General features: G+C 59.4%; 17 protein-coding genes and 1 pseudogene. 8 read left to right on the forward strand and 10 right to left on the reverse strand.

The features are described 5' to 3' along the window. Positions 1 to 49: 49 nt before the first annotated feature. Positions 50 to 2,314: a 5-methyltetrahydropteroyltriglutamate--homocysteine S-methyltransferase gene (metE, locus tag ONZ54_RS12780; protein ID WP_271786338.1), complete on the reverse strand. Its 2,265-nt coding sequence runs from the start codon at positions 2,312 to 2,314 to the stop codon at positions 50 to 52. Positions 2,315 to 2,544: 230 nt separating this feature from the next. On the opposite strand from metE, the gene ONZ54_RS12785 reads away from it, so the two are divergent. Beyond that, positions 2,545 to 3,465, forward strand: a complete 921-nt coding sequence (locus ONZ54_RS12785; RefSeq protein ID WP_271786339.1) for a LysR substrate-binding domain-containing protein — start codon at positions 2,545 to 2,547, stop codon at positions 3,463 to 3,465. 47 nt (positions 3,466 to 3,512) lie between these two features. Here ONZ54_RS12785 and ONZ54_RS12790 read toward each other — a convergent pair whose 3' ends face one another. The 3 genes from ONZ54_RS12790 to ONZ54_RS12800 form a co-directional block, all read right to left on the reverse strand. Beyond that, positions 3,513 to 4,283, reverse strand: coding sequence for a siderophore ferric iron reductase (locus tag ONZ54_RS12790; RefSeq protein ID WP_271788284.1), 771 nt, complete (start codon positions 4,281 to 4,283; stop codon positions 3,513 to 3,515). 89 nt (positions 4,284 to 4,372) lie between these two features. Beyond that, entirely contained in the window at positions 4,373 to 6,508 is a 2,136-nt protein-coding gene (locus ONZ54_RS12795) for a TonB-dependent siderophore receptor (RefSeq protein WP_271786340.1), read from the reverse strand. Between the two features lie 294 nt (positions 6,509 to 6,802). After that, positions 6,803 to 7,708: an AraC family transcriptional regulator gene (locus tag ONZ54_RS12800; RefSeq protein ID WP_271786341.1), complete on the reverse strand. Its 906-nt coding sequence runs from the start codon at positions 7,706 to 7,708 to the stop codon at positions 6,803 to 6,805. A gap of 291 nt (positions 7,709 to 7,999) precedes the next feature. Here ONZ54_RS12800 and ONZ54_RS12805 point away from each other — a divergent pair, with 291 nt between their 5' ends. Continuing rightward, on the forward strand, positions 8,000 to 8,740 hold the full coding sequence (locus ONZ54_RS12805; protein WP_042869918.1) for an SDR family oxidoreductase: 741 nt from the start codon (positions 8,000 to 8,002) through the stop codon (positions 8,738 to 8,740). A gap of 85 nt (positions 8,741 to 8,825) precedes the next feature. Here ONZ54_RS12805 and ONZ54_RS12810 read toward each other — a convergent pair whose 3' ends face one another. Next, the gene (locus ONZ54_RS12810; protein WP_271786342.1) at positions 8,826 to 9,731 is read right to left on the reverse strand and encodes a LysR family transcriptional regulator; all 906 of its coding nucleotides are present in this window, start codon (positions 9,729 to 9,731) and stop codon (positions 8,826 to 8,828) included. Between the two features lie 101 nt (positions 9,732 to 9,832). Between ONZ54_RS12810 and ONZ54_RS12815 the strand changes: the two genes are divergently transcribed. The 3 genes from ONZ54_RS12815 to ONZ54_RS12825 all read left to right on the forward strand — a co-directional run bounded on the left by ONZ54_RS12815 (position 9,833) and on the right by ONZ54_RS12825 (position 13,187). Then, a complete protein-coding gene (locus tag ONZ54_RS12815; RefSeq protein ID WP_271786343.1) occupies positions 9,833 to 10,471 on the forward strand; it encodes an NAD(P)-dependent oxidoreductase in 639 nt (212 codons plus the stop codon). Between the two features lie 385 nt (positions 10,472 to 10,856). Then, positions 10,857 to 11,927 (forward strand): isopenicillin N synthase family dioxygenase, encoded by a 1,071-nt coding sequence (locus tag ONZ54_RS12820; protein ID WP_271786344.1) that lies wholly within the window; start codon positions 10,857 to 10,859, stop codon positions 11,925 to 11,927. 96 nt (positions 11,928 to 12,023) lie between these two features. Then, positions 12,024 to 13,187, forward strand: a complete 1,164-nt coding sequence (locus ONZ54_RS12825; RefSeq protein WP_125729496.1) for a trans-sulfuration enzyme family protein — start codon at positions 12,024 to 12,026, stop codon at positions 13,185 to 13,187. A gap of 139 nt (positions 13,188 to 13,326) precedes the next feature. On the opposite strand, the gene ONZ54_RS12830 is transcribed toward ONZ54_RS12825, so the two are convergent. Both ONZ54_RS12830 and asd read right to left on the reverse strand, forming a co-directional pair. After that, positions 13,327 to 16,107: a M16 family metallopeptidase gene (locus ONZ54_RS12830; protein ID WP_271786345.1), complete on the reverse strand. Its 2,781-nt coding sequence runs from the start codon at positions 16,105 to 16,107 to the stop codon at positions 13,327 to 13,329. A 605-nt stretch (positions 16,108 to 16,712) separates the two neighbouring features. Further along, entirely contained in the window at positions 16,713 to 17,828 is a 1,116-nt protein-coding gene (asd, locus tag ONZ54_RS12835; protein ID WP_125602200.1) for an aspartate-semialdehyde dehydrogenase, read from the reverse strand. 364 nt (positions 17,829 to 18,192) lie between these two features. Between asd and ycaO the strand changes: the two genes are divergently transcribed. The 3 genes from ycaO (at position 18,193) to pflB (ending at position 23,511) form a co-directional block, all read left to right on the forward strand. Then, entirely contained in the window at positions 18,193 to 19,953 is a 1,761-nt protein-coding gene (gene ycaO, locus ONZ54_RS12840; RefSeq protein ID WP_271786346.1) for a 30S ribosomal protein S12 methylthiotransferase accessory factor YcaO, read from the forward strand. A 381-nt stretch (positions 19,954 to 20,334) separates the two neighbouring features. Continuing rightward, positions 20,335 to 21,183 carry a formate transporter FocA gene (gene focA / locus ONZ54_RS12845; RefSeq protein ID WP_271786347.1) on the forward strand — a complete coding sequence of 283 codons (849 nt, stop codon included), beginning with the start codon at positions 20,335 to 20,337 and terminating at the stop codon, positions 21,181 to 21,183. A gap of 45 nt (positions 21,184 to 21,228) precedes the next feature. Further along, the gene (pflB, locus tag ONZ54_RS12850; protein ID WP_005310911.1) at positions 21,229 to 23,511 is read left to right on the forward strand and encodes a formate C-acetyltransferase; all 2,283 of its coding nucleotides are present in this window, start codon (positions 21,229 to 21,231) and stop codon (positions 23,509 to 23,511) included. A 402-nt stretch (positions 23,512 to 23,913) separates the two neighbouring features. Here pflB and ONZ54_RS12855 read toward each other — a convergent pair whose 3' ends face one another. From ONZ54_RS12855 to ONZ54_RS12865, 3 genes and pseudogenes are all read right to left on the reverse strand, one after another. After that, positions 23,914 to 24,351 (reverse strand): YcgN family cysteine cluster protein, encoded by a 438-nt coding sequence (locus ONZ54_RS12855; RefSeq protein ID WP_005310910.1) that lies wholly within the window; start codon positions 24,349 to 24,351, stop codon positions 23,914 to 23,916. Positions 24,352 to 24,568: 217 nt separating this feature from the next. Further along, positions 24,569 to 24,730 (reverse strand): annotated as a pseudogene (locus ONZ54_RS12860) (alpha-amylase family glycosyl hydrolase); the annotation flags it as partial. A gap of 297 nt (positions 24,731 to 25,027) precedes the next feature. After that, positions 25,028 to 25,951: a hypothetical protein gene (locus ONZ54_RS12865; RefSeq protein WP_271786349.1), complete on the reverse strand. Its 924-nt coding sequence runs from the start codon at positions 25,949 to 25,951 to the stop codon at positions 25,028 to 25,030. Positions 25,952 to 26,242 lie beyond the last annotated feature (291 nt).

Genomic DNA, 26,242 nt, shown 5'->3' on the forward strand with positions numbered 1-26,242 from the left:
CTCTTTTGTTATGTGCAGCGCTGTTCTTTGGTCTGCACGCTTGCCGGGATCAGGCCAGCTCGGTCCGCAGCGCCTTGGTGGCATTGACCATTACCTTGAGTGCGGCTTCCGTCTCTTCCCAGCCCCGGGTCTTGAGGCCGCAATCCGGGTTGACCCAGAGCCGATCGGCCGGGATCTGCTTGGCTGCCTTGCGGATCAGATCCTCAATCCAGCCCTGGCTCGGCACGTTCGGCGAGTGGATGTCATACACGCCAGGACCGATCTCGTTGGGGTAGTTGAAGCGCTCGAACGCTTCAAGCAACTGCATCTGGCTGCGGCTGGTCTCTATGGTGATCACGTCCGCATCCAGCGCCGCCACCGCCTCTATGATGAGGTTGAAGTCGCTATAACACATGTGGGTGTGGATCTGGGTGCTGTCCACCACCGGGCTTGCGCTCAGGCGGAAGGCGCGCACCGCCCAGTCCAGATATGCCTGGTGATCCTGCTTGCGCAGGGGCAGCCCTTCACGGATCGCAGGCTCGTCGATCTGGATGATCTTGATACCGGCGGCTTCCAGATCCGCCACCTCGTCACGAATGGCCAGGCCAATTTGCAGGGCGGACTGCTCGCGGCTCACGTCTTCCCGCGGGAAGGACCAGCAGAGAATGGTCACGGGCCCGGTCAGCATCCCCTTGACCGGCTTGTCGGTCAGGCTCTGGGCAAACTTGGTCCATTCGAGGGTCATGGGGGTCGGGCGGTCGATATCCGTGGTGATCACCGGCGGCTTGACGCAGCGGGAGCCATAGCTCTGTACCCAGCCGAAGCGGGTGATGGCAAAGCCGTCCAGCAGCTCGCCGAAATACTCCACCATGTCGTTGCGCTCGGCCTCGCCATGCACCAGCACGTCCAGCCCGATGGCTTCCTGGCGCTCGATCGCATCCTTGATCTGGGCCTGAATGCCCGCCTCGTAAGCACTGTCGTCGATACGACCGGCCCGCCACTCCTGACGCAGCCCCCGAATTTCCGAGGTCTGCGGGAATGAGCCAATGGTGGTGGTAGGCAGCAGCGGCAGCTTGAGATCATTGCGCTGCGCCTGCGCCCTCACCGGATAGGCGCTCTGGCGGTCGAAATCGCTGTTGGTCAGGCTGGCCAGACGGGACTGCACCGCTTTCTTGTGTACCCGGCTGTCGGACTCCCGATCCACGATGGGCTGACTGTAAGCGGTGATCTTGTCCAGATCCCCTCCGTCCAGGTAGTCGGAGAGCAGCCCCAGCTCGTAGCACTTTTGCAGGGCGAAGGCGAACCAGCTGCGGGTCTGGGGATCCAGCTCGTGCTCCAGGGTCAAGTCCACCGGGCTGTGCAGCAGGGAACAGGAAGAGGCAACCCAGAGCCGCTCGCCGAGCTTCTCTTTCAGTGCTTTCAGGGTCGGTGCCAGCTTGGCCAGGTTGGCACGCCAGACGTTGCGACCATTGACCACCCCGGCCGAGAGGACCCACTGGGCCGGCAAGTGCGGGACCAGGGTCTCCAGCTGCTCGGGGGCGGCCACCAGATCCAGGTGCAGACCATCCACCTTCAGGCTGGTGATGATGTCGCGCTGATGGGCCACTGAGCCGAAATAGGTGGTGAGCAGCAGCTTGCAGGGGCCGCTCAGGCGCTCATAGGCGTTGAGGTAGGCAAGACGCCACTCGTCCGGCAGGTCCAGCGCCAGGGCCGGCTCTTCGATCTGCACCCACTCCACCCCTTGCGCGGCCAGCTTGGCCAGTATCTCCTGATAGACGATCAGCAGGCGGTCAAGCAGTTCAAGGCGAGAGAAGCCGCTCTCTTTCTCCTTGCCAAGCCAGAGGTAGGAGACGGGCCCCAGCAGCACGGCCTTGACCGGCAGCCCCAGCGCCTTGGCCTCTTCCACTTCGTCAAACAGTTGGCTCCAGCCCAGCTTGAAGCGCTGATCACGGCTGAACTCGGGCACCAGGTAGTGGTAGTTGGTATTGAACCACTTGGTCATCTCGGCGGCGGCGGCAGACGGGCCGGTCGGCGCACGGCCACGGGCCACCCGGAACAGGGTGTCGAGATCGGTATCCCCATGGCGGTGGCGGGCAGGCACGGCGTCCACCAGCAAACTGGTGCCGAGCACTTGGTCGTACCAGGCAAAATCCCCCACCGGCAACAGGTTGACCCCGGCGGTGCGCTGGGCCTGCCAGTGGCGCTCACGCAGGCTCTTGCCCACAGCGACCAGCTCTGCCTGAGTGGTCTCGCCACGCCAGTAGGATTCGAGGGCAAATTTCAGCTCGCGCTTGGCGCCGATACGGGGGAAGCCCAGTGTGTGTGCTCGTGTCATAGGTCCAATTCCTTATGCTCATTCATCTGATGGGAAACTGGATGATTTGGCCATCCAGATGTTTACACATCCAAAATGACAAGATAAGGTGGCCTTGGCTATTGAATACTCTTCAACTGGCTCTCAAATAATCCGCAACTAACGTGCAAGAGCGTCTTCAACGGACATGTAAGAGAGCGTTCAACGGATATGCAAGAACGCCTTCAACTGATGCAACAAGGAGCCACGTCATGGCAGTGCCAAGCAATTCAGGCCTGGAAATCAAACATTTGAGAACCCTGACCGCATTGGCCGAGCAAGGGTCGCTGGCCGGCGCGGCGCAGAGCCTGAATCTGACCCAGTCGGCCCTCTCCCATCAGCTCAAAGAGCTGGAAACCCGTCTTGGCCTGGAGCTTTTTCTTCGCAAGAGCCGCCCTCTGGTGCTGACGGCGGCGGGCCAGCAGTTGCTGGCTCTGGCCCGCCAGGTGCTGCCCGCCCTGGCACAGACCGAGAAACAGCTGCAGGCCCTGCACAGCGGTGACGCGGGCCGGTTGCATCTGGCGCTGGACTGCCACAGCTGCATTCAGTGGCTGCTGCCGCTCTTGCCCGATTTTCGTCGCCAGTGGCCCGGGGTGGATCTGGAGGTGGAATCGGTGCCCGGCTTTGATGCAATCAATGCCCTGCTCGGCGGTCAGCTCGACTTGCTGCTCACCTCGGACGTACAGGCCCGCGGGGATCTCCACTTCGAGCCGCTGTTCGCCTTCGATCTCACCCTGGTGATGGCGCCGGATCACCCTCTATGCCACCAGGGCCGGATCACCCCGGAGGATCTCAAGCAGGAGGTGCTGCTGGTCTACCCGGTGGAGCGGGCCCGCATGGACGTGTTCAGCCGCTTCCTGCAACCGGCCGGTGTCGAGCCCGCCCGCTGCAAGCTGGTGGACAATACCTCCGTCATGCTGCAGATGGCCGCCGCCGGGCTCGGGGTCGCTGCCCTGCCGCGCTGGGCCAGCGAGGAGTTTGTGCGTCAGGGACTGCTTGAAACCAGGCCACTCGGCAACGGTGTGCGCCGCCATATGTATGGGGCCGTGCGCGCCGCCGACAAGGACCAGCCCTGTTTGCAGAGCCTGTTCGAGCGCATTCGCAGCAAGATGGGTGAGCAGAAAGAGGCGTAAAAAGCCGCCCTTGGGGCGGCTTGCGATGAGTCGGGGAGCCAGTGCCCTCAGGGGTCGTCCTGGCAGTGGGTGGCGCCATGTCGCCTCGGGCAGTTGGCGCAGAGCTCGCCATCGCGGCGCTTGTAGTGCAGGCAGCAGCGCTGGCGCACATAACCGGGGGACAGCGTATCGGCCGGGATCGATGCTGGACGCCACCCCGCCAGATGCTCGGCTGGCAGGCCACAGGCGGCGAGCCAGCGCGGCGCATGTTCGCTCACCTGCTCACGGCTGACATGGGTGAAAAAGTCGGGCACCCGCACCAGGGCCGCCAGCAGATCATCGGCCAGCAGCGGGCGCACGAAACCCGGTCTGAGTCGCTGCACCCCGCCCAGCAGCGCGAACAGCGCCTGCCAGTGGGCTTGCAGCCGCTCGCCAGCCACCTTGATCAACAGACTGACGTCTCCCTTGATCATGGGGTCGGCCGGCAGGGTAAAACCGGATACTACGCCATCCTGATAGTCCTGCCCCATGCGATCGACGGCGGGGACGGCGCCCAACCGATAAACAACCGCCATGGTCAGATAGAGGGATTGCCAGCAGAGCATGCCCCAGCTGCGGGTCAGCCAGTAGGCCGGCCCCGCCTCAGGGTGCGCCAGCCGCCAGTGATCATATAGCGCCGCCGCCACCTCGGCCGGGGTTGAATGGGGGGGAGCCGCCAGCAGATGAGGCCTGCCCCCCACTCCCGCCAGCCGCCCCCTGAGCGAAGGAATAACCCCGGCCGCGACGGCAAACAGGGCACCATGATCCGCAAGCGCACTAGCCTGTGTATCCGTGGTCAGTTCCTCAAGCCCACCGGCCCCTGTGAACTGGCGATTATCGCTGACTACCAGTGGTGCAGCGGGCCCCGGGACTGGCCCGGGGCGCAAGGTCAGAATACGTATTTGAGTCGCGCCTCCACATTGCGCTCTGCCCCGAACCAGCAGTTGTTCTGGTCATAGCAGGAGTAGTAGGCCTTGTTAAAGAGGTTGCTGGCACTCACCGAGGCCTCCACCCCCTTCAGAAGCTGGCTGAGTTGGGCCAGATCGTAGGACGCCGCCATGTCCATCAGGAGGTAATCCGGTACCCTGTCCGTGTTGGCGGCATCAAGCTGGGCCTCCCCCACGTAACGCAGACCGGCCCCCAGCCGTAAACCGTTATCCAGCTGATAGTTGCTCCAGAAGGATGCCATCTGTTTGGGCACCCAGACCGGGGTCTTGCCCTGCAGGCTGGTGGTATCGCGGGTGATCTCCATGTCCTGGCGGGTATAACTCAGCGCCAGATCCAGCCGGCTGGTGAGATCGACTCGCCCCTCCAGCTCGACGCCCCTGGAGACCATCTCTCCGGTCTGCTGCTTGGGCCCATAGACGTTGTCCGGATCTGTCACCAGCGCATTTTGCTTGGTGATGTGGAAGACCGAGGCGGTAAAGGTCTTGCTCATGTCCTCGGAAAGATACTTGAGCCCCCCCTCCCACTGATGGCCTGTGGCAGGGTCAAAAACCTTGCCGCTCTTGTCCGCCCCCGCTACCGGCTCGAAGCTCTCGGCATAGCTCACATAGGGGGAGAAGCCGCCATCCAGTTCATAGAGAGCCCCGAGACGGAAGGAGAGGTTGTCCTGATCAATCTGGGCCAGGGTGTTGCTCGCCGCCCCCTGATAGAGGGTCTGGCTGTCGGTGTCCATCCGGTAGCTGTCATAGCGGGCACCGCCTATGGCCACCAGCCGATCCAGACGCACCTGATCCTGCAGATAGACGCCGGTCTGGGACTGGCGAATGGTCTTGCTGTCCTGATAGTTGAAGGTGAGCGCCCCCGGCACTATCTGGCTGTGGTTTGGGTTGAAGATGTCGATGGCGGGGGCGGAATAGTCCAGCGTATCCCGGTAGAGCACCCGCGCATCCAGATACTGGTAATCGACTCCGAGCAACAGGTTGTGCCGGGCGCTGCCGGTCATCACCTTGCCCGCCAGCTGGTTGTCGATGACAAAGCCTCTGGAGTCTTCATCGGTCAGATAGGCGTTGCGGGCCAGAGTACGGTGGTCCGCCGCCAGCGCTGCGTTATAGGTGTTCTGCTGGTTGGCCGAGGCGTCCATGTAGCGGGCGTTTTGCAGCAGTTGCCAGTTGTCGTTGAAGTCGTGGCTCAGCTTGTAGCCAAGCAGGGTCACCTCCCGGCTGTAGTGGTTCCAGTTCTCGTCGCCGAGGAAGCTGTCACTGCCAAGCTGGCCCAGGGGATTGGACTTGACCGAGCCGCTGGCCGGCACCGTGGTGTAGATGCCCGCCTGCGGATCCTTCTGGTAGTAGAGGTTCAGGTTGAGCAGGGTACGATCACTCAACTGCCAGTCCAGCGATGGCGCGAACACATAGCGCTCCTCCTGTGAATTCACCGCCTGCCCCTCCTTCTGGCGGGCCAGTCCCACCACACGATAGGCAAGTTGCTCATTGATGGCGCCCGTGCTGTCGAGGGTCAGCTCCTTGAGGGTGCCGGTGCCCGTCGCCACGCTGACGCTGTGCCTGCTCTCCCGCTGGGGCCGCTTGGCAATGAGGTTGACCATACCACCCGGCGGCATGCTGCCGTAGAGCACCGAGGTCGGCCCCTTGAACACCTCCAGCTGCTCGATGGCCACCGGATCTATCTGGGGTTGCAGGTTCCAGTCGTTGTATTGCAGCAAGAGGCCGTCGTAGAAGTTCTGGTAGTTGTCAAAGCCACGAATATTGAACAGGTCCAGCCGGTTGACCGCCCCGCCGCGCAGCTCGGTATTGACGCCGGGCACGTAGCGCAGCGCCTCGCTCACCGAGCTCACACCACGCTGCTCCAGGGTCTCGCCGTCCACCACCGAGATGGCCTGGGGCGTCTCCATGGGGTCGAGCCGGGTCTTGGTCGCCGTGTTGCGATAGGTCTGGCCCAGTACCGTCAGGGTTTCATCGGCCACCGCGTCTTGCGCATTGGACGTGGGTGCGGCCGGCACTGGGCCGGCCAACAGGGCGGAGATGGTCGCGGCGACCAGGGTCAAAGGGGGGTGAGTGGCGTACATCTTATCCTCGAATGCAATGATTGAATGGTAACAAATCTCATTTGCATTTTATTGGGTCAATTTGCCCTTAAATTAACAATTTGGGGCATGTTGGCAGGAAAAACGGCAAAAGAGGGACAAGGCAAGCCCCATACGACGACCTGCCATGTCGATGGAAAAAAGCATTGAATTCAAATGGCTATCTTTTCTGAGGGAAGGCTGTGATGAGATGGCGGTCAATGGCGGGACGTCCCCCTGCGTGATGCAGGCCAAGGGATGGGCACCCTGCCGCTAAACGGCTAACGGGGTTCAGCCCTAGCGGGGCGCGATGGGCAACCAGTACTCCATGCGGGCATAAGGCTGTTGGCCATCGAAGTCGGGGGTGTAACGCTCCAGCTCGAAACCATCCAGCCCCCGATAACCCGAGGTTGGCAGCCAGTGCAGGATAAACCAGTTGAGGGTCTGCCCCAGCTGGCTGATGGGGCCGACGTGGGTAAGCACGGCGTACTCCTGGGGCGGGATGGCCAGACGAGCCAGCCCGCTCGGCGGCTCTCTCCCCTCCTCTGCCGCCACGCCCGCCCAGTAGGCCAGCTGCTCCCCCGCCCCTGACACATCTACCACGCCGATCAGATCGCAGGCCCTGTCCAGGCCGCCAGCACTGCGCAAGGCACGCCAGATGGCGGGCACCGTCTGCTGAAAATCGGGCGAGCTGGCAAAGAGCCCGCGGATCAGTCCCTTGACCCCCTGCAGCATGAAACCCGGCTGGCTCTCGACCCTTACCTGCACCAGTCGGGGAGTATTGGCAAGCGGCATAGGCGCTCGCACCAGCGGGGTGCGCAACCCCAGCCGCAGACCACGTTTGCGATAGGCCAGCGGCGAGCAGCCGAACTGCTGCTTGAAGGCACGGCTGAAGCTCACCTCGGAACCAAATCCGTAGTTCAGCGCCAGATCCAGCACCCGCTGGCGGCTCGTGAGCAGCGCCTCCGCCGCCAGACTCAGCTTGAGCTCGCGCACATAGTGGGCCACCGTCTGCCCTGTCTCGTGCAGGAAGACCCGCTGCAACTGCCAGCGCGACCAGCAGCTCTGCTCGGCCAGCTGCTCCAGCGACAATGGCTGATCCAGATGCCCGTGGATGTAGTCGAGCACCCGCTCGATGCGGGTGAAATGGGCGCTCGCCTGTGGCGCAGGGCCAGGGGATCCGAGGGGGAAGGTCGGTGTCATTGAGTGGTCGGGATCGCTGCCAGCAGAGGGGCACGCTCGCCCAAGTGGCCACATTAAACATGGCCGCTGCCCCGGCGGCAAGTGGTCTGCGGCCACCGGCGAACAGCGCACGCCCTGTTTGTGGCTCAACCCCGCGCTCTCACCTATGCCTTCAACGAGGCCGTCAAGCCAGGTTGTCAGACTGTCACAAAAGTGACGCGTTTCCCTGTCAGATTGTTTGAAAACAAATATATCAATTAGATTTGAAAGCCCATAAAGTCCTCGTTCGAATCTTTTTCAGGGAGAGCCAAGATGAAAAAAATTGCCTTGATCACCGGAGCCCGTGGCGGCATCGGATCCGCCATCACCACTGCCTTGCTGGCTCAGGGGTATCGCATCATCGCCACCCACTCCAGCGGCAACAGTGCGGCGGCCCACGACTGGTACGGGGAGCAGGGCTATCGACCGGATCAGGTGCGGCTGCTGCCGCTGGACGTGGCCGACACCGCCATGTGCCGTGAAACCCTGGGTCGCCTGTTGCAAGACGAGGGCCGGGTGGACGTGCTGGTCAACAACGCAGGCATCACCCGGGATGGCGCCTTCAAGCGCATGGCGCCAGAGCAGTGGTTCGAGGTGATCCACACCAATCTGTGCAGCCTCTACAACGTGACCCAGCCGCTGTTCGACGCCATGTGCGAGCAGCGCGATGCCCGCATCATCAACATCTCCTCGGTCAACGGCCAGAAGGGACAGTTCGGTCAGGTCAACTACTCGGCGGCCAAGGCGGGCATGCTGGGCTTTACCAAGGCGCTGGCGGCGGAAGGAGCCCGCTTCGGAGTCACGGTCAACGCCATCGCCCCCGGTTACACAGCCACCCCCATGGTGGAGGCGATCCGCAGCGATATCCTCGACAGCATCAAGGCCGACATTCCCATGCGTCGCCTCGCCAAGCCGGAGGAGATCGCCGCTGCCGTGGCCTTCCTCGCAAGCGAAGCGGGCGCCTATATCACGGGGGAAACCCTGGCCATCAACGGCGGCCTCTATATGAAATAGCGCCGGGATCAAGGCGAATGACAGAGGGCAGCCAACAGGCTGCCCTCTGTGTTTGCAAGTCGGGACGAGATAGTTACCACCCGGCTCAGGGGCGCGCCGGCACGGCCCCCGGAGGCTCGGCGAAGTGGCTGCGCAGGGCCGTGATCACCCGCCGCACCTTCTCCGGGATCTCCCGCTGCGGGGTGATGGCATGGATCTCCATGGGCGGCACCCGAAAGCCCGGCAGCAGCTCCAGCAGCCGACCCTGGGCGAGATCCTCGGCGATTTCCCCCTCGGGTTGTAGCGAGACCCCCTGCCCCGCCAGGGTGAACTGGCGCAGCGGCAGCACGTTGTTGCACACCACCCTGGGCTTGGGTTTGACCTTGTGACCCTGTCCCTTGTCGTCGAAGAAGGTCAGGCCCCCGCTCAGCATGTCCGCCGCCAGCCAGTCGTGTTCAAGCAGATCTGCCGGACTGCGCGGGGTGCCCTTGCGCGCCAGATAGGCGGGCGAGGCACACAGCAGCATACGGGTCTGGCCCAGCTTGCGCGCCACCAGGCTGGAGTCGGACAGGGTACCGACCCGTAGCGCCACGTCGATGCGCTCGGCGATGAGATCCCGCTTCTCGTCGTCGGCGATGATCTGGATGCACAGGCCGGGATGGGCCTGCAACAGGGGCGACAAGGCCCGCGCCAGCGGCTGGCCCGCCATCCCCACGGGCGCAGTGATCCGCACCTCGCCGAGCAGGCTGTCGCGCACCTCGGAGAGGCGCAGCTCGGTCTGGTTCAGCGTCTGTTGCAGCGACTGGCACCCCTGCCACACCACTTCCCCCGCCTCGGTCAGGTTGAGGCGACGGGTGGAACGGTGCAGCAGGGTGAGGCCGAGCAGGCTCTCCAGCTGGCTGATATGCTGACTGACGGCGGAGGGGGTCATGCCAAGGGCCTTGGCGGCACCCGTCATGCTGCCCGCCTCTACCACGGCGGCGAAGATGGCGTAACGTCTGAGCTGTTCCATTATTAAATCCAGCTTACAAGTGAATCAATTTTATAGTCGATTATTAAATCACATTTGGCGGAGTAGGATAGCCCCATTCCAACAGTGAAGGAGAATCACCCATGAAAATTGCCCTGATCGGTGCCAGCGGTTTTGTCGGTACAGCCATCCTCAATGAAGCCGTCAGCCGCGGCCATCACGTCACCGCCATCGTCCGCGATGTCAGCAAAGTCGCTGCCCACCCGCAGGTCACCGCCGTGGCGGTAGATGCCCAGAACCCACAGGCACTGGCCGAGGTGCTCAAGGGGCACGACAGGGTGATCAGCGCCTACAACCCGGGCTGGACCGCACCGGACATCTACGACCAGTACCTCAAAGGGGCCAAAGCCATAGTCGCGGCGGCCGTGACCGCCCCCAGCTGGTTGCTGGTGGTCGGTGGTGCCGGCAGTCTGGAAGTCGCCCCCGGCGTACAGCTGGTGGATACCCCGGACTTCCCGGCCGAGTGGAAACAGGGCGCACTGGCGGCCCGCGACGGTCTCACCGCCCTGCGCCGTGAAACCACCCTCGACTGGCGTTTCGTCTCCCCACCCGTGTTCCTCGAACCCGGCGACAAGCGCGGTGGCTATCACCTCGGTGGCGATCAGGTGCTCTTTAGCGGTGACAAGCCTGCCGGGATCACGGTCGGCGATCTGGCCGATGGCGTGCTGAACGAGGTGGAAAAACCGGCCCACCTGCGCCAACGCTTTACTCTGGGCTACTGAGTGGGCAACTGAGCACCCTCACCGATCAGGCCATTGCCTGATCCCTGCTCAAAGCACACAACAAGAAGGGAGGCATCAGCCTCCCTTCTTGTTTCTCGTCTCCGATAGCCGGGGGCCTGCTGCGCTGATGGGACAGTCGGAACACAGCCCCGTTAACCGCTCAATAAACACCCACTCGAATGGACATCGAATTCTATTTCGATTTTTGTATATAACTAAGAATAATTTGTTGTTTCCGTCTTATAACGCCGAACAGTAGCATCACCCTCAATCCAAATGGCGCCATCTTTACCGGTCGGCCCGGTGTGTCACCACCGACCCGCGCTGTCATGTTTGCACTGAGTCGTCGGGAAAGCCCCGGTACTCAGAAAATGAGGAGGTGCACATGGAACATTCACCACTGCCGATCATCGCTCTTGCCGCCCTTGGTGGCGACCCCGAGGCTCGTCGCCAGATGCTGGCCAAGCTTGGCCGGGCGGCCCGCGACATCGGCTTTTTCTATCTGACAGGCCATGGCCTGAGCGAGACTCAGCAGAAAGAGACCCTGGCGCTGGCGGCCCGTTTCTTCGCCCTGCCGGAGCAGGAAAAACGGGCAGTGCAGATGGTACACTCCCCCCATTTTCGCGGTTACAACCAGGTGGGCGCCGAACTCACCCGCCAACGGCCGGACCGGCGCGAGCAGTTCGACATCATGAATGAGGCACCTGCGCTGGCAGAGGACGAGATCCATGCCCCCTGGCAGCGGCTGATAGGCCCCAACCAGTGGCCTGCCGCCCTGCCCGAGATGAAAGCGCAGCTGCTGGCCTGGCAGGAACGGCTGAGCGACATCACCCTCACCCTGCTCGACGCCTTCGCCGAGGTGCTGGCGCAGCCGCAAGGAGTGTTCGATGCCAGCATTCGCGGCAAGCCCTACCAGCACATGAAGCTCATCCACTATCCGGGGCGCGAAGCAGGTAGCAGCAGCCAGGGAGTGGGCGCCCACAAGGATCCCGGCTACCTGACCCTGGTGATGCAGGACGATCACTCCGGGCTTGAGGTGGAGACGGCGGCGGGCTGGACCCCGGCGCCGCCCCTGCCGGGGGCCCTGGTGGTCAACATCGGCGAGTTGCTTGAGCTGGCTTCCAACGGCTACCTCAAGGCCACCCTGCACCGGGTGGTGAGCCCGCCGCCGGGGGTATCGCGCCTCTCCTGCGCCTTCTTTATGGCGGCGCGGCTCGATGCCACAGTGCCGCTGTTGACCCTGTCGCCGAGTCTGGCGGCGCAGGCGCAAGGCCCCGAGAGCGACCCCGCCAACCCGCTCTTCTATCAGGTGGGGGAAAACGTGCTGAAAGGACGGTTGCGCTCTCACCCGGATGTGGCGGCGCGCCACTATACCGCCGACCCGGCTTCGGCCAACGAACAGATGGCCGGCGGACAAACGACAAGCAGCGAGCGGCGCGAACCGCAGCCAGCCTGACTCTGCCATACCTATTAAACGGGGGACGCCGCGGCGTCCCGCCACCCGGATGACACAAGCAGTTAAGCCACAGCCTGGCAATGACGGAGTAATAGAATGAAATTCAAGACAATGAGCGTGCACAGCGGCCAACGGATCGATCCCCAGACCGGCGCCCTCACCACCCCCCTCTACCAGAGCAGCACCTTCAGCTACTTCAATGCCCAGGCGGGCAAGGAGCGTTTCGCGGGTCAGGCCCCCGGCTTCATCTATAGCCGCTTTGGCAATCCCACCACAGCCGAGCTGGAGCAAAAACTGGCAGCCCTTGAGGGCGCCGACGAGGCGCTGGTGGTGGCAAGCGGCATGGCGGCGGTGAGCGCCATCATGTATGCCCTGGCCGACAGCGGCGATGAGGTGGCCTACATAGGTCCGCTCTACGGCGGCACAGATGCCTTCTTGAAGCAAACCTTCAGCCGCGCCGGCATCAAGGTGACCGCCTACGAGAGCGATCAGGATCTGCTGGCCAACATTCGTCCCGCCACCAAGGTGGTACTCTTCGAAACCCTGACCAACCCCACCCTCAAGGTGGTGGATCCACGCATCGTGGTGCAGGCGGCCCGCAAGGTGGGCGCCATCAGCGTGTGTGACAACACCTTCCTCACCCCCTATCTGTTGCGCCCGCTCGAGCTTGGTATCGACATAGTGATGCACAGCGGCACCAAATATCTGGGCGGCCACGGCGACATCATCGCCGGGGTAGTGGCCGGCTCCCACGCGCTGATGAAATCCATCCGCACAGTGGCGCTCAAGCACATCGGCTCCCCCATAGGCCCGCAGGAGGCTTACCTGCTGCAGCGCGGAGTCAAGACCCTGCCCCTGCGCATGGATGCCCACCTGCACAACGCGCAGAAAGTGGCCGACTTCCTGGCCGCTCACCCGGCAGTGAAGAAGGTGATCTACCCGGGCCTTGCCAACCACCCGGGCCACGATGCCCTCGGCGCCTTCTCCAGCGGCTTTGGCGGCATGATCAGTATCGAGCTGGAAGGGGGCTTTGCGCGCTGCGCCACCCTGCTCGACAACCTGCAACTGTTCGTGCAGGCGGTGAGCCTCGGCGATCTCGAGAGCCTGGCCTGCCATCCGGCCAGCACCACTCACGCCGCCATGGACGAAGCGAGCCGTCTCGCCGCCGGGGTGAATGACGATCTCATCCGCTTCAGCATTGGCGTGGAGGACGCCGACGATCTGATCGCCGATCTGGCGGCGGCGCTGGCCCTCGTCTGACGGACAAAGGCTAGCTTTTACGGCTGGCAGACAATCTGACGTACAAAGAGCCCGCCCCATCGCTGTGATGGGGCGGGCTCTTTTATGGCTGCCTGACCTGCCGGCACGAGGTGATGGCTTGGCGAACCAACAGTGGATGTCAGAAACCGAGCGCCACCCTCTGCACCGGCCAGCCCAAGGTCGCGAGTTCAGGGGCCAGTATCTTGGCATCCCCCACGACCACTATCACCATGTCATCGGGATCGAGCCAGCGCCGGGCAAGGTCTCTCAGGGTCAACGCCGACAGCTGGCTGACCGCCTGCACCCGCTGCTCCACGTAATTTTGCGGCCACTTATCCAGCAAGATGGGCAACATGTAATCCACCTCCTGGGGCAGTGTCTCGTAATCCAGCGCCTGGCGGTTGAGCACACCTTCACGCAGGGTTCGCACCTCCAGCCGGGTGGGGCCCTGCCGCTGGTATTTATCGAGCTCCTGCAAGATCTGCTGCAAGGCGGCCCGGGTGACGTCGGTGCGCACACTGCTCTCCAGCAAGAAATGACCCGCCTTGCTGTTGCCATTGAATGAGGGGTGGATGCCATAGGTATACCCCAGCTCTTCCCGCAGCCGAATATGAAGACGATCCGTCAAGGAAGCATTCATCAACCGGGCCAGAAACTGCTCACCAACCGCATCGCTCGCCATGGCACGACGGCCCATGCGAACAAGGCTCTGGCTGGCACCGGGATTGTCCACCAGATAGATGGCGCGTCTGGCCTGCTGGCCGGTAAACCCGAGAGGCTGCAAAGTGGGCGACTGCCCCTCTGGCTCAACCAGAAAAGAGAGTGCACTCATCACCTTCTCCTGCGCCAGATCGCCGCTCACTACGACCCGGGCCTCACCGCTGCGATACACGGAGTGATAGAAGGCTCGCACGTCATCCAGGGTCAGCGTCTGCCACTGGGCCTGCGGATCCGGCACCCTGGCCAGTCCGTCGATCAGCGCATAAAACTGCTGGTCGGCCTGCCACTGCGGATCCCTTGCCTGTTGTTTCAGCCATTGCCGGGTCTCGAGCTTGATGCGCTGGAAGTCCGTCGGGCGCAAGGCCGGCTGAAGCAGCAGCTCCCGCACCAGGGCCAGCGTCTCGTCAAAGTGGGAGGTCACGCCCTGTATCCAGACAGTGCTGTGGCTACCGTCATGACCAAAACTGAGTCTGGCGCCCAACTGACGCACTCGCTCCTCAATGGAGGCAAGCTGCCAACGCTCACTGCCCTGAAAGAGCATGCCGGCTGTCAGCTCCGCCAGTCCGGCCTTGCCATCCGGCTCGGCCCTGCGTCCGCCGGGCCAATGTATGCTCATGGCAAAGGCCGGCACCTCGTCGCTGTAGTGGCCGAGCAGTGAGACCCTATCCCCCAGGCTCGCTTGCCACAGAGTCGGTATGGGCACCGCCAGAGCCCCGCCACTTGCGGGCATCTTGCGCCTGTCGAGAGTTTCTTCGACAAGACGAGGGGCCAGCCGGGTGTGGGACAAGGTCGGTGGCAAGGGGGGCGGCTCGACAAAATTGGCCGGGCCTGCCTGCCATTCGAGGTGATCCCCGGGCACTACGCTCAGCACCACCCTGGGTTTTTGCAGTACATAACGTTGCAGCACCCGCTGCAGATCGGCGGGGGTTACCCTGGCTATTCGCTCGAGATAGCGATGAAAATAATTGGGATCCTGAAACAGGCTATGCCCGGTGCTCAACTGCTCGGCCTTGCCGGCCACGCTGTCGAGCGACCAGATGAGATCGGCACGCAAGGCATTGGCCGAGTGGTCGATCTGGGCTTTGGAGGCCCCATCCCGAGCAAAATGGGCGATGACATTGTCTATTTCGTTCTTGATGGGCCCAAGCTCCGCCCCCTGCGCCAGATTGGGGATCGCCCTGATCACCAGCATGCAGGCGAGCACACCGCACTCATGGTTGGCAAAGACAGATACCAGCTTGCCACTTTGTTGCAGCTGCTGTTGCAGCACGCCACTGGCTGAGCCACCCAATTGGTCGGCCAGCAGGTCCAGGGCTTCAAAGCCGGGTTCCCGGGCAGAGACGGTGGGATAGGCCAGCACCAGCATGGGCTCAGTGACCTGATCAACCAGAGTGCGGTAGCGGCTCTTTTTCAGGGCAACAGGCCTGGTCACTGAACGGGACAGCTTGGGGCCTGCAGGCAGGGTGCCGAAATACCGTTCGACCCAGGCCAGGGTTTGCGCCGGCTGGATATCGCCACCTATCACCAGAGTGGCGTTGTTGGGGCCATACCAGCGCAGGAAGAACTGGCGTACATCCTCCAGAGTGAGACGATCCAGATCCTCGACTCGCCCGAATGGCGTATTGAAGTAGGGGTGATTGGGTGGATAAAGGGTCCGATTCAGCACCTCAGGCACCCGACCATAGGCTGGCCCGTCGACAAACTCGGCGCGCTCGTTTTTGGCGACGTCACGCTTGGCATCAAACTTCTGCTGATAGAGGTTATCTAGCAGAAATCCCATCCGATCCGACTCCAGCCAGAGCACTTTTTCCAACTGGTTGGCCGGCACCGTCTGGTAATAGCGGGTCTGATCCCGCGTCGTCAGCCCGTTGATGCCACGCCCCCCCACCTGTTGCAACAGACGGGTATGCCCCAGCTTCCCCACGTGGGCTGAGCCCTGAAACATCATGTGTTCAAAGAGGTGAGCCATACCGGACTGGCCCGGCGCCTCTTCGGCCAACCCGACCCGATAATTCATCTCTACATAGACTAGAGGATCGGAGTGATCCGGCGTCAGGATCACCGTCAGGCCATTATCCAGCCGATATTGCTGATAAGGGACGATCAGCGGATTGCTGCCCTTTTTCTGCTCCTTGACCAGCTCTGGGCCAGCCAGGGCAACAACACTGAAGAAATACAATACACTCCACACGACTCTCATGTTATGTCCCAATTCTCAAGCCTGAACATTATTATTGTTTTCTGTTGTTGCACTTATTTCATATTCATATCAGTCGCCAGCTGCGCCGCAATTTATCTGCTTATCCGCAGTGATATCTGGCCATGGTGCCTGATCAGCACGCCCTCGCCTCACTGACAGCCACATGGATGCATAGTTTCGTGGTGACATATCGGCATACAGGCGGGCACGAGGGGCCAAGGCCGCCAGTGTAATCAATCGGAGTCTTGAGGGATATCCTGCGGGCGCCTTCATTTGTAACAAACCATAAGATAACAAGGGCCGTAGCTTAATAGCGGCCAGCCCGTCCATTATTTCAAATAAAGATGAATCATCCCTGCTTTCGGCAACTCAGGCCGTGAACGGATACTGCATGAAAATAGTGAAACATGGCTATTGAGCCAGAGAAAAATAATGGGTTGCGAAGTGATGCTACCCGTTCACTTAATAACAAAACTGTCGGTGTCAATACAAAGGGCAACACAGCCGACATAGCCCTGGCTGGCACACAGCGTAGATATCAAAAAGAGGCAAAAAAACAGGGGGCCTGAGCCCCCTGTCCTTTCGTTATCCATTGTCTATCAACTTCAGCCACGGGCTAGCAGTATGTTGAGCATGCGGCGCAGGGGCTCGGCGGCGCCCCACAGCAGCTGGTCACCCACGGTGAAGGCGGCCAGGTATTCCGGGCCCATGTTGAGCTTGCGCAGACGCCCGACCGGAATGCTGAGGGTACCGGTGACGGCGGCCGGTGTCAGCTCGCGGGCGGTGATGTCGCGATCGTTGGGGATCACTTTCACCCAGTCATTGTGGGCAGCCAGCAGGGCTTCGATCTCCGCCAGCGGCACGTCTTTTTTGAGTTTGATGGTAAAGGCCTGGCTGTGGCAACGCAGGGCACCGATCCGCACGCACAGACCATCCACCGGAATGGCGGCATCTTCGATCCCCAGGATCTTGTTGGTCTCGGCCTGGCCCTTCCACTCTTCGCGGCTCTGGCCGTTGTCGAGCTTGGTGTCAATCCAGGGGATGAGGCCACCGGCCAGCGGCACGCCGAAGTTGTCCACCGGCAAGGTGCCGGAGCGGGTCTTCTCGGTGATCTTGCGCTCTATGTCGAGGATGGCAGAGGCGGGATCCGCCAGCTCCACCGCCACTTCGTCGCGCAGCAGGCCCATCTGGGTGACCAGCTCGCGCATGTGACGCGCGCCACCGCCCGATGCAGCCTGATAGGTCGCCACACTGACCCACTCCACCAGATCGGCCTTGAACAGGCCACCCAGGGCCAGCAGCATCAGACTGACGGTGCAGTTGCCGCCGACGAAGGTCTTGAGCCCCTTGTCCAGCGCCTGTTCGATGACGTCACCGTTGACCGGATCCAGTATGATGACGGCGTCTTTTTCCATCCGCAGGGAGGAGGCGGCGTCAATCCAGTAACCTTGCCAGCCAGCAGCCTTCAGGCGGGGATAGACATCCTTGGTGTAGTCGCCGCCTTGCGCCGTGATGATGATATCCTGCTTGGCCAGCGCCGCGATATCGAAGGCATCCTGCAAGGTACCGGCATCCACACCGAAGTTGGGGGCGGCCTCACCGGCCTGGGAGGTGGTGAAGAAGGTGGGTTGAATACGGGCAAAATCCTTCTCTTCCTGCATCCGGCTCATCAATACCGAGCCCACCATGCCACGCCAACCGACCAAACCTACTTTTTTCATAATGTCCTACCCTGGATAGCTGTTATAGAAACTGTGTATTGAAACCCGTAACCCCTTGTCCGACGCGGGCCGTTCACAAGTAGATTACAAAATACGTGTTGCGAAAAATGCGTCTGTCCACATTACGGATTGTGACGGCAGGTGCAAGTCGAATTGCGCAATATTCTGTGCCGTTCGCTGCAATATCCGCCAGCCCGCCGCTGCCTTGGCCGCCAAGCGGGTATCCCCCAGCTTCTTGCGCAAGGTTGGCGCGGGATCAACACAGGGGCTCCCGGGTTCCAATCCTGTTTTTTGCCTGCCAAACGGGCTGACCCCTGCTATTATCTGCGGCCAAACATGAGCCAATAAAAATCAGGATATTGTGATGACCGACCACACTTTTATTCCCGGCAAGGACGCGGCACTGGAAGACTCCATCGACCGTTTCCAGACCAAGCTGCAAGCCCTGGGGTTTGATATTGAAGAGGCCTCCTGGCTCAACCCTGTGCCCAATGTCTGGTCCGTGCACATCCGGGACAAGGAGTGCGCCCTCTGTTTCACCAACGGCAAGGGTGCCAGCAAGAAGGCGGCTCTCGCCTCCGCCCTTGGCGAATATTTCGAACGCCTCTCCACCAACTACTTCTTCGCCGACTTCTATCTGGGCGAGCAGGTGGCGAACGGTGATTTCGTTCACTACCCGAACGAGAAGTGGTTCCCCATCGAGGGTGACCAGTTCCCGGCCGGTCTGCTCGACCCCTTCACCCGCAAGTTCTACAACCCGGACGGTGAAGTCACAGCCGACATGCTGGTGGATCTGCAGTCAAACAACGAGGAGCGCGGCATCGTCGCCCTGCCCTTCGAGCGTCAGTCTGACCACGAGACCGTCTATATCCCGATGAACATCATCGGCAACCTCTATGTCTCCAACGGCATGAGCGCCGGCAACACCCGCACCGAGGCCCGCACTCAGGCACTCTCCGAGGTGTTCGAGCGCCACGTGAAGAACAAGATCATCGCCGAGGCCCTGAGCCTGCCACTGATCCCGGACGAGGTGATTGCCCGTTACCCCGGGATTGCCGCCTCCATCGCCGCGCTCGAAGCCGAAGGTTTCCCCATCTACAGCTTCGATGCCTCCCTGGGCGGCCGTTATCCGGTCATCTGCGTGGTGCTGCTCAATCCGAGCAATGGCACCTGCTTTGCCTCCTTCGGCGCCCACCCGCGCTTCGAAGTGGCCTTCGAGCGAACCGTCACCGAGCTGCTGCAAGGCCGTGGTTTGAAGGATCTGGACGTGTTCGTGCCGCCGTCATTCGACAATGAGCAGGTGGCGGATCACCATAATCTGGAAACCCACTTCATCGACTCCTCCGGCCTCATCAGCTGGGATCTGTTCAAGCAGGATACGGACTTCGAGTTTGCTGACTGGGATTTCCGCGGCACCTCCCAGGAGGAGTTCGACCACCTGATCGGCATCTTCCACGAGCTGGAGCAGCCGGTCTACATCGCCGACTATGAGCATCTGGGCGTCTACGCCTGCCGCATCCTGGTGCCGGGCATGTCCGACATCTACCCGGCCGAAGACTTGCTGCTGGCCAACAACAACATGGGTGCCAACCTGCGGGAAGTGATCCTGGCACTGCCGTCCCTGGAGTGGGATGCAGAGCAGTACATGGCGTTGTTCGATCAACTGGATGAAGAAGGGCATGACGAGCGTACCCGGGTGCGTGAGCTGCTCGGCATCGCCGCCGCCAAGGGCACAGCCCTGCACACCCTGCGGGTGGGTGAGCTCAAAGCCATGCTGGCGCTGGCCGCCGGTGAGCTGGAGACGGCGCTGGATCTCATTGACTGGACCATGGAGTTCAACCAGTCCGTGTTCCCGGCTGATCGCGCCAACTATTACCGTGCGCTACGCGCCTGTGTCGAGCTGTTCATCGACGAGGAGCGTGATCCTGAGCAGTACCGCGCCGTCTTTACCCGCATGTACGGGGAAGAGACCCTGGCCCATGCCTGGGCCAACGCCCGCGGTGAAGCCCGCTTCCACGGACTGGAGGCGGCGGATCTGTCGCTCGCCCAGTTCCCGCTGCACCAGAAGCTGCTGGCCGCTTACGAGAAACTGCAAAAAGCCAAACGAGCCCATAGCTGGGCCTGATGTGATAGTCTGTTGAAGGGGCCTTGATGGCCCCTTCTGTTATATGGCGTCCTGGCGAGGGGTTTGTTATTCAAAGATGAAATAAAAAACAAAAAATACCCCTAAGGGGATTGGCAGCCAAGGGGGCATGATGCGGAACGGATGCAAAGATGCCTTGCCAGTGCCTGTTTTATGGCTTGACAAAGAAATTCTTTAAAATCATTGCATTAAAAAAGCACCATTTCTGTTTCAGCTGAAACCTGGTGTAAAGAACGGCTTCCAGAGGACTCAAATATTTGTAGTAAAATTACATTCACAATCTGCAATTCTTGATCGGAGTCAATTTTGACGATCTGGCCCTTTGTTATGATTTCCACAGGCAAAACAGCAGGTACATGAGAATTGAAAGCAGAATCTCCCTTTGATTGTCTCAAGCCAGAAGCCATCGCAGCATTGGCAGAAGACATCACCTATGCCAAGGCTACCAAGCCTGCACACAAGGTCATCCCCCTTGCCATCACAGCAGGCGCTTTCATCGCCATCGCGTTTGTCTTTTTCATCACTGTCACCACGGGTGCCGGCGATGTGGCCTGGGGCCTCAGCAAACTGGTCGGCGGCCTCTGTTTCTCCCTCGGTCTTATTCTGTGTGTGCAGCTCGGCGCCGAGCTGTTCACCTCCACGACCCTGACGCTGGTGGCCAAGGCCGCCAACCGCATCACCTGGGGTCAACTGCTCAAGAACTGGGGGCTGGTCTACTTCGGCAACCTCATCGGCGGTCTCATCATAGTCGCGCTCATCATCATGTCGGCCGAGTACACGGCGGCAAATGGCCAATGGGGCCTCAATGCCCTGAAAGTGGCTCAGCACAAGATCCACCACACCTTCTTCGAGGCCCTCGCCCTCGGTATTCTCTGCAACCTCATGGTGTGTCTCGCCGTGTGGATGGCCTTCGGTGCCCGCAGTGCAACCGACAAGGTGATGGTCATGCTGCTCCCGGTGGCCATGTTCGTGGCATCCGGTTTCGAGCACAGCATCGCAAACATGTTTATGATCCCGGTCGGTATCGCTATCCATAGCGTCGCAGGCCCGGAATTTTGGCAGGCCATCGGCCAGGATCCGGCAACCTTTGCCGATCTGACCGTATCCAACTTCGTCCTACACAACCTCATTCCTGTCACCATAGGTAATATCATTGGTGGTGGCGTCATGGTTGGTCTGACTTACTGGTTTATCTTCCGTCGTCATCATTAAGGATGATTGCGGGATACTACATCAATACCGTGTGAGGTAATGAAAATGGCAGAACTTAACGAACAGTTCCAAAAAGCATGGGAAGGCTTCGCGGCCGGTGAATGGCAGACCTCTGTCAACACCCGTGACTTCATCCAGAAGAACTACACCCCGTATGAAGGTGACGAGTCCTTCCTGGCTGGCGCGACCGAAGCTACCACCAAGCTGTGGGACAAGGTCATGGAAGGCATCAAGATCGAGAACCGCACCCATGCGCCGGTCGATTTTGATACCGACCTGCCCTCCACCATTACCGCTCACGATGCCGGCTATATCGATCAGAGCCTGGAGCAAATTGTAGGTCTGCAGACCGACAAGCCGCTCAAGCGCGCCATCATCGCCAACGGCGGTATCAAGATGGTCAAGACCTCTTGCGAAGTGTACGGTCGTCAACTTGACCCCATGGTCGAGAAGATCTTCACCGAGTACCGCAAGACTCACAACCAGGGCGTGTTCGACGTTTACACCAAGGACATCCTGAACTGCCGCAAGTCCGGCGTCATCACCGGTCTGCCGGATGCCTACGGCCGTGGCCGTATCATCGGTGACTACCGTCGTGTTGCCCTGTACGGCATCGACTTCCTGATGGCCGACAAACTGGCCCAGTTCAAGTCCCTGCAAGCTGATCTGGAAAACGGCGTCAACCTGGAAGCCACCATCCGTCTGCGCGAAGAGATCTCCGAGCAGCACCGTGCCCTGGCACAGATGAAGGTCATGGCTGCCAAATACGGCTGCGATATCTCAGTACCGGCCAAGAACGCCAAAGAAGCCGTACAGTGGACCTACTTCGCCTACCTGGCGGCAGTCAAGTCCCAGAACGGTGCCGCCATGTCCTTCGGTCGTACCTCCAGCTTCCTGGACGTGTACATCGAGCGTGACCTGAAAAAAGGCGTGCTCACCGAGCAAGAAGCCCAGGAGCTGATGGACCACATGGTCATGAAGCTGCGTATGGTTCGCTTCCTGCGTACTCCCGAATACGATTCACTGTTCTCCGGCGACCCCATGTGGGCAACCGAGACCTTGGCTGGTATGGGCGTTGATGGCCGAACCCTGGTCACCAAGAACAGCTTCCGTATGCTGAACACCCTGTACACCATGGGCCCGTCCCCTGAGCCGAACCTGACCATACTGTGGTCCGAGCAGCTGCCAATCGGGTTCAAGAAGTACTGCGCCAAGGTATCTATCGAGACCTCTTCCGTTCAGTACGAGAACGACGATCTGATGCGTCCGGACTTCAACAACGATGACTATGCCATCGCTTGCTGCGTGTCCCCGATGATCGTCGGCAAACAGATGCAGTTCTTCGGTGCCCGTGCCAACCTGGCCAAGACCATGCTGTATGCAATCAACGGCGGTATGGACGAGAAACTCAAAATCCAGATCGGTCCCAAGACCGAAATGGTCAAGAGCGAGTACCTCGACTACAACGACGTGATGGATCGTCTGGATCACTTCATGGACTGGCTGGCCAAGCAGTACGTGGCTGCCCTGAACATCATCCACTACATGCACGACAAGTACAGCTACGAAGCCTCCCTGATGGCGCTGCACGACCGTGATGTCTATCGCACCATGGCTTGCGGCATCGCCGGTCTGTCTGTTGCGGCTGACTCCCTGTCTGCCATCAAGTATGCCAAGGTCAAGCCGGTTCGTGACGAAGATGGCGTTGCCATCGACTTCGAAATCGATGGCGAATACCCGCAGTTCGGTAACAACGACGCTCGCGTCGATGACATCGCCTGTGACCTGGTTGAACGCTTCATGAAGAAAATTCAGAAGCTGAACACCTACCGTGGCGCCGTGGCGACCCAGTCCGTACTGACCATCACCTCCAACGTCGTGTATGGCAAGAAGACCGGTAACACCCCGGATGGTCGTCGCTCAGGCGCGCCGTTTGGCCCGGGTGCCAACCCGATGCACGGTCGTGACCAGAAGGGTGCCGTTGCTTCCCTGACTTCCGTTGCCAAGCTGCCGTTCGCTTACGCCAAAGATGGTATCTCCTATACCTTCTCCATCGTGCCGAACGCCCTGGGTAAAGACATGGAATCCCAGAAAGCCAACCTGGCTGGCCTGATGGACGGTTACTTCCATCACGAGTCCAACCTGGAAGGTGGTCAGCACCTGAACGTTAACGTGATGAACCGTGAAATGCTGCTGGACGCTATGGAAAACCCGGAGAAATATCCGCAGTTGACCATCCGCGTATCCGGTTATGCCGTTCGCTTCAACTCTTTGACCAAAGAGCAACAGCAAGACGTCATCACCCGTACCTTCACCGCTTCTCTGTAATCGCTTATTGGTAAGCAAGAGTCGCAGTGACTAAAAACCGGCGCCCAGGCGCCGGTTTTTTTATGTCTGCTTGCCAGCAGGCATCAACGCGAAAGGGATATGGCAGCCTTCTCCCTCCACCCGGAAGTGACTGTAGTAGATTCTCCCCTCCCCCTCCTGCCCGTCTCTTCCCTCTTTTCAGTGAAGCGAAAAGCCGCAACGAGCGCCATCGACTGGCCACCAGAGCACAGGCACAGCGCACTCGGTTCCCTCTCCCGCAAGAGAGGACCAGGGTGAGGCAAAGCCTGTGTATCGCTCGCGGCAAGCCGCCAGATAGCAGCAGGGGCAGAAGAGTATGACTCCCCTGCCCCTGCGGCATATCAACAGCACTGTGGACCGGATAACGGCTTGGTCGGTCTGGGTTCAACTCGCCCAAGTGATGATGTGATCGATCCACTCACCGGCATGGGCTTCGTGTATCACCTTGCCGCGCACCGACTGTCCCGCCTGATGCATGGCGGAGCGACTGCCAGTGATCAGCGGATGCCATTCGGGCAGGGTCTGCCCCTCGGCCAGCAACCGGTAGGCACAGGTCGAGGGCAGCCAGTCATACTCGGCAATCTTGTCGAATGTGATCTGCAGGCAATCGGGCTCTTTCTGGAAGCGGTTGCCGTAATCGGAACATTGGCAGGTCTTGGTGTTGAGCAGATCGCAGGCGACGTTGGTGAACACCAGTTCGTCGGTGTCCTCATCGATCAGCTTGTTCAGGCAGCACTTGCCGCAGCCATCACACAGGGACTCCCACTCGGCAGCTGTCATCTGTTGCAGGGTCTTTTCCTGCCAAAAAGGAGTTGGCTGCATTTTCTCGACTTGCTGCATGGAGGGGCTCGCTAAATAGACCAGTAAAGCGCGTGGTTATACGCCTTATGGCCCGATTTTTCAAGGTTGGCGGTATGATTGGCGACAAGAGAAGATGACCTGCATTTATCCATTTTCGTCAGGTTTGGCATAATGAGACCCGCTGACGGTACTACGACATTCTTTTTCATTCTTCTTTTTTGGACACCCACCTTTCTAACAACTGACCCAGCTTGTCGACTACCCACTGGCGCCTGTGTTCGTAACTCTGGCCGGAATGGGCATCTTCGCCACACAAGAAGGCCCGTCGCGCGCAGCGGCTGACCACATGGTAGTAAGGCGTATCCTGCAAACTGATTTGACGTGAACGGGCAATGGTCATGGCTCATCCCCTCGACAGTGACTTATCAAGCCAAGCTCCGCATTACGCCGCTGTCAAAAAGGTGGGTGTCCCAGATTTTTGAAGGCTGGCACCTCACCCGATGAAATGGAACAGCATTAATAATGCCGTCTCGAGCATCCGATTACGCCACGCTAATCTAACCTAAAACCTGTGTTCTTCTATAAGTAAGAACAATTACTGTAAATGACTTTGGGGTTACACCCATAAAAATATTTGATAAAGTGGCCATACGTACAGAAAATTCATGTGGACTGTCAACACTCACCTGAAAGAAAGTTATTTCCTCTCAATCATCTTATTAAGTTCATCTAATTTTGTCATGGTTGCATAGAATGTTTGATATCCATGATCTTCTATCTTGCCCGTTGCCCCCCACGTTGGAACATCTCTTATACTTTTATCTACAGTGCTGAACTGACCTTCATTACTCAAGCTATTTACATAATTGAAAGCTGCCGCCAATTGTATTTTTTGTGCCTCAGACAAAGTACTTATGATGTCACTAAATTGAGTTGGCGTTAGCCCTAAGCGAGCTTGCACCGTAGCACTAATGCTTCGGGTGCTTATATACGCGATTCCTTGGGCCTGCATGACAAATGTTGCTAACTTGGTATCACTAGGTAAGTTTTTATAAATACTGCTTATATCATTTCCAACTAAAAGCTGGGATATGCGTAGACCGGATACTATTGTAATACCACTGTTCTGATAACCGCCCTGCCCACCAAAACTTCCATAGGGTTCAGCTTCGGCATCGAATCCACCACCGGCAGTACTACTCCACTGAAATATAAAAGCATTGCCATCTGACAGCTTTGATAACACTTCCTTTTGTAGCGTTTTAAACTCTAACTGTGCAGTAGAAAAACTATCAACCTCTGCTGTACACACCTCATTTTTTGCATTTTGGCAAGTAGCCTTAACAAGTAACTTGATAACTAACTCTTGTGATTTTCTTTCTAAATCAGTAATGCTAACTTTAAGAGCCTTAATTTTTTCGTCAGGATTTCCAATCACGGGATAGTCATATTCTATGACGCGCGACTTATCAGTGCTTAAACATATCATTGAATAGGGCACGCGATAACTACTCGCAACACAAGGTATTCCAACAGTATCAATAGGAAGCTGGCCATTAATTGCGAGAAAACGACTTTGAAATGGAATGTCATTAAAATAATGATGAAATGCCACCATCATTTTGAGTCGAACTAGTCAGCTTATCTACAGCACTTAGATTACTAGAGCAACCACTGATAAGTGCAGAAGAAAAGCAAATAAAAAACACGCATTTTGAAGTCATCATACTCACCACCCTTCATGGTACTGATATCTACATCACTTATAATCCATGAAAATATAGCTAGCCATACAGTATGTGCAAATTTTATTTTGATAGCTGTATCGTTTACATCATGTGCTTCGATTCATCGCCCGAAGATCTGGGCACATCGCCCTCTTTGAGCTAAGAGTTGTACTGAATGAGATGAC

This window comes from Aeromonas salmonicida (assembly GCF_028355655.1).
GTDB lineage: Bacteria > Pseudomonadota > Gammaproteobacteria > Enterobacterales > Aeromonadaceae > Aeromonas > Aeromonas salmonicida.

Coding starts and splice junctions, on each gene's coding strand:
- ycaO (WP_271786346.1), top strand. CDS start 18,193: ATGACCGACCACACTTTTATTCCCGGCAAGGACGCGGCACTGGAAGAC.
- asd (WP_125602200.1), bottom strand. CDS start 17,828: ATGAAAAAAGTAGGTTTGGTCGGTTGGCGTGGCATGGTGGGCTCGGTA.
- ONZ54_RS12785 (WP_271786339.1), top strand. CDS start 2,545: ATGGCAGTGCCAAGCAATTCAGGCCTGGAAATCAAACATTTGAGAACC.
- ONZ54_RS12800 (WP_271786341.1), bottom strand. CDS start 7,708: ATGACACCGACCTTCCCCCTCGGATCCCCTGGCCCTGCGCCACAGGCG.
- pflB (WP_005310911.1), top strand. CDS start 21,229: ATGGCAGAACTTAACGAACAGTTCCAAAAAGCATGGGAAGGCTTCGCG.
- ONZ54_RS12820 (WP_271786344.1), top strand. CDS start 10,857: ATGGAACATTCACCACTGCCGATCATCGCTCTTGCCGCCCTTGGTGGC.
- ONZ54_RS12815 (WP_271786343.1), top strand. CDS start 9,833: ATGAAAATTGCCCTGATCGGTGCCAGCGGTTTTGTCGGTACAGCCATC.
- ONZ54_RS12810 (WP_271786342.1), bottom strand. CDS start 9,731: ATGGAACAGCTCAGACGTTACGCCATCTTCGCCGCCGTGGTAGAGGCG.
- ONZ54_RS12805 (WP_042869918.1), top strand. CDS start 8,000: ATGAAAAAAATTGCCTTGATCACCGGAGCCCGTGGCGGCATCGGATCC.
- ONZ54_RS12795 (WP_271786340.1), bottom strand. CDS start 6,508: ATGTACGCCACTCACCCCCCTTTGACCCTGGTCGCCGCGACCATCTCC.
- ONZ54_RS12855 (WP_005310910.1), bottom strand. CDS start 24,351: ATGCAGCCAACTCCTTTTTGGCAGGAAAAGACCCTGCAACAGATGACA.
- ONZ54_RS12865 (WP_271786349.1), bottom strand. CDS start 25,951: ATGATGGTGGCATTTCATCATTATTTTAATGACATTCCATTTCAAAGT.
- ONZ54_RS12825 (WP_125729496.1), top strand. CDS start 12,024: ATGAAATTCAAGACAATGAGCGTGCACAGCGGCCAACGGATCGATCCC.
- metE (WP_271786338.1), bottom strand. CDS start 2,314: ATGACACGAGCACACACACTGGGCTTCCCCCGTATCGGCGCCAAGCGC.
- ONZ54_RS12830 (WP_271786345.1), bottom strand. CDS start 16,107: ATGAGAGTCGTGTGGAGTGTATTGTATTTCTTCAGTGTTGTTGCCCTG.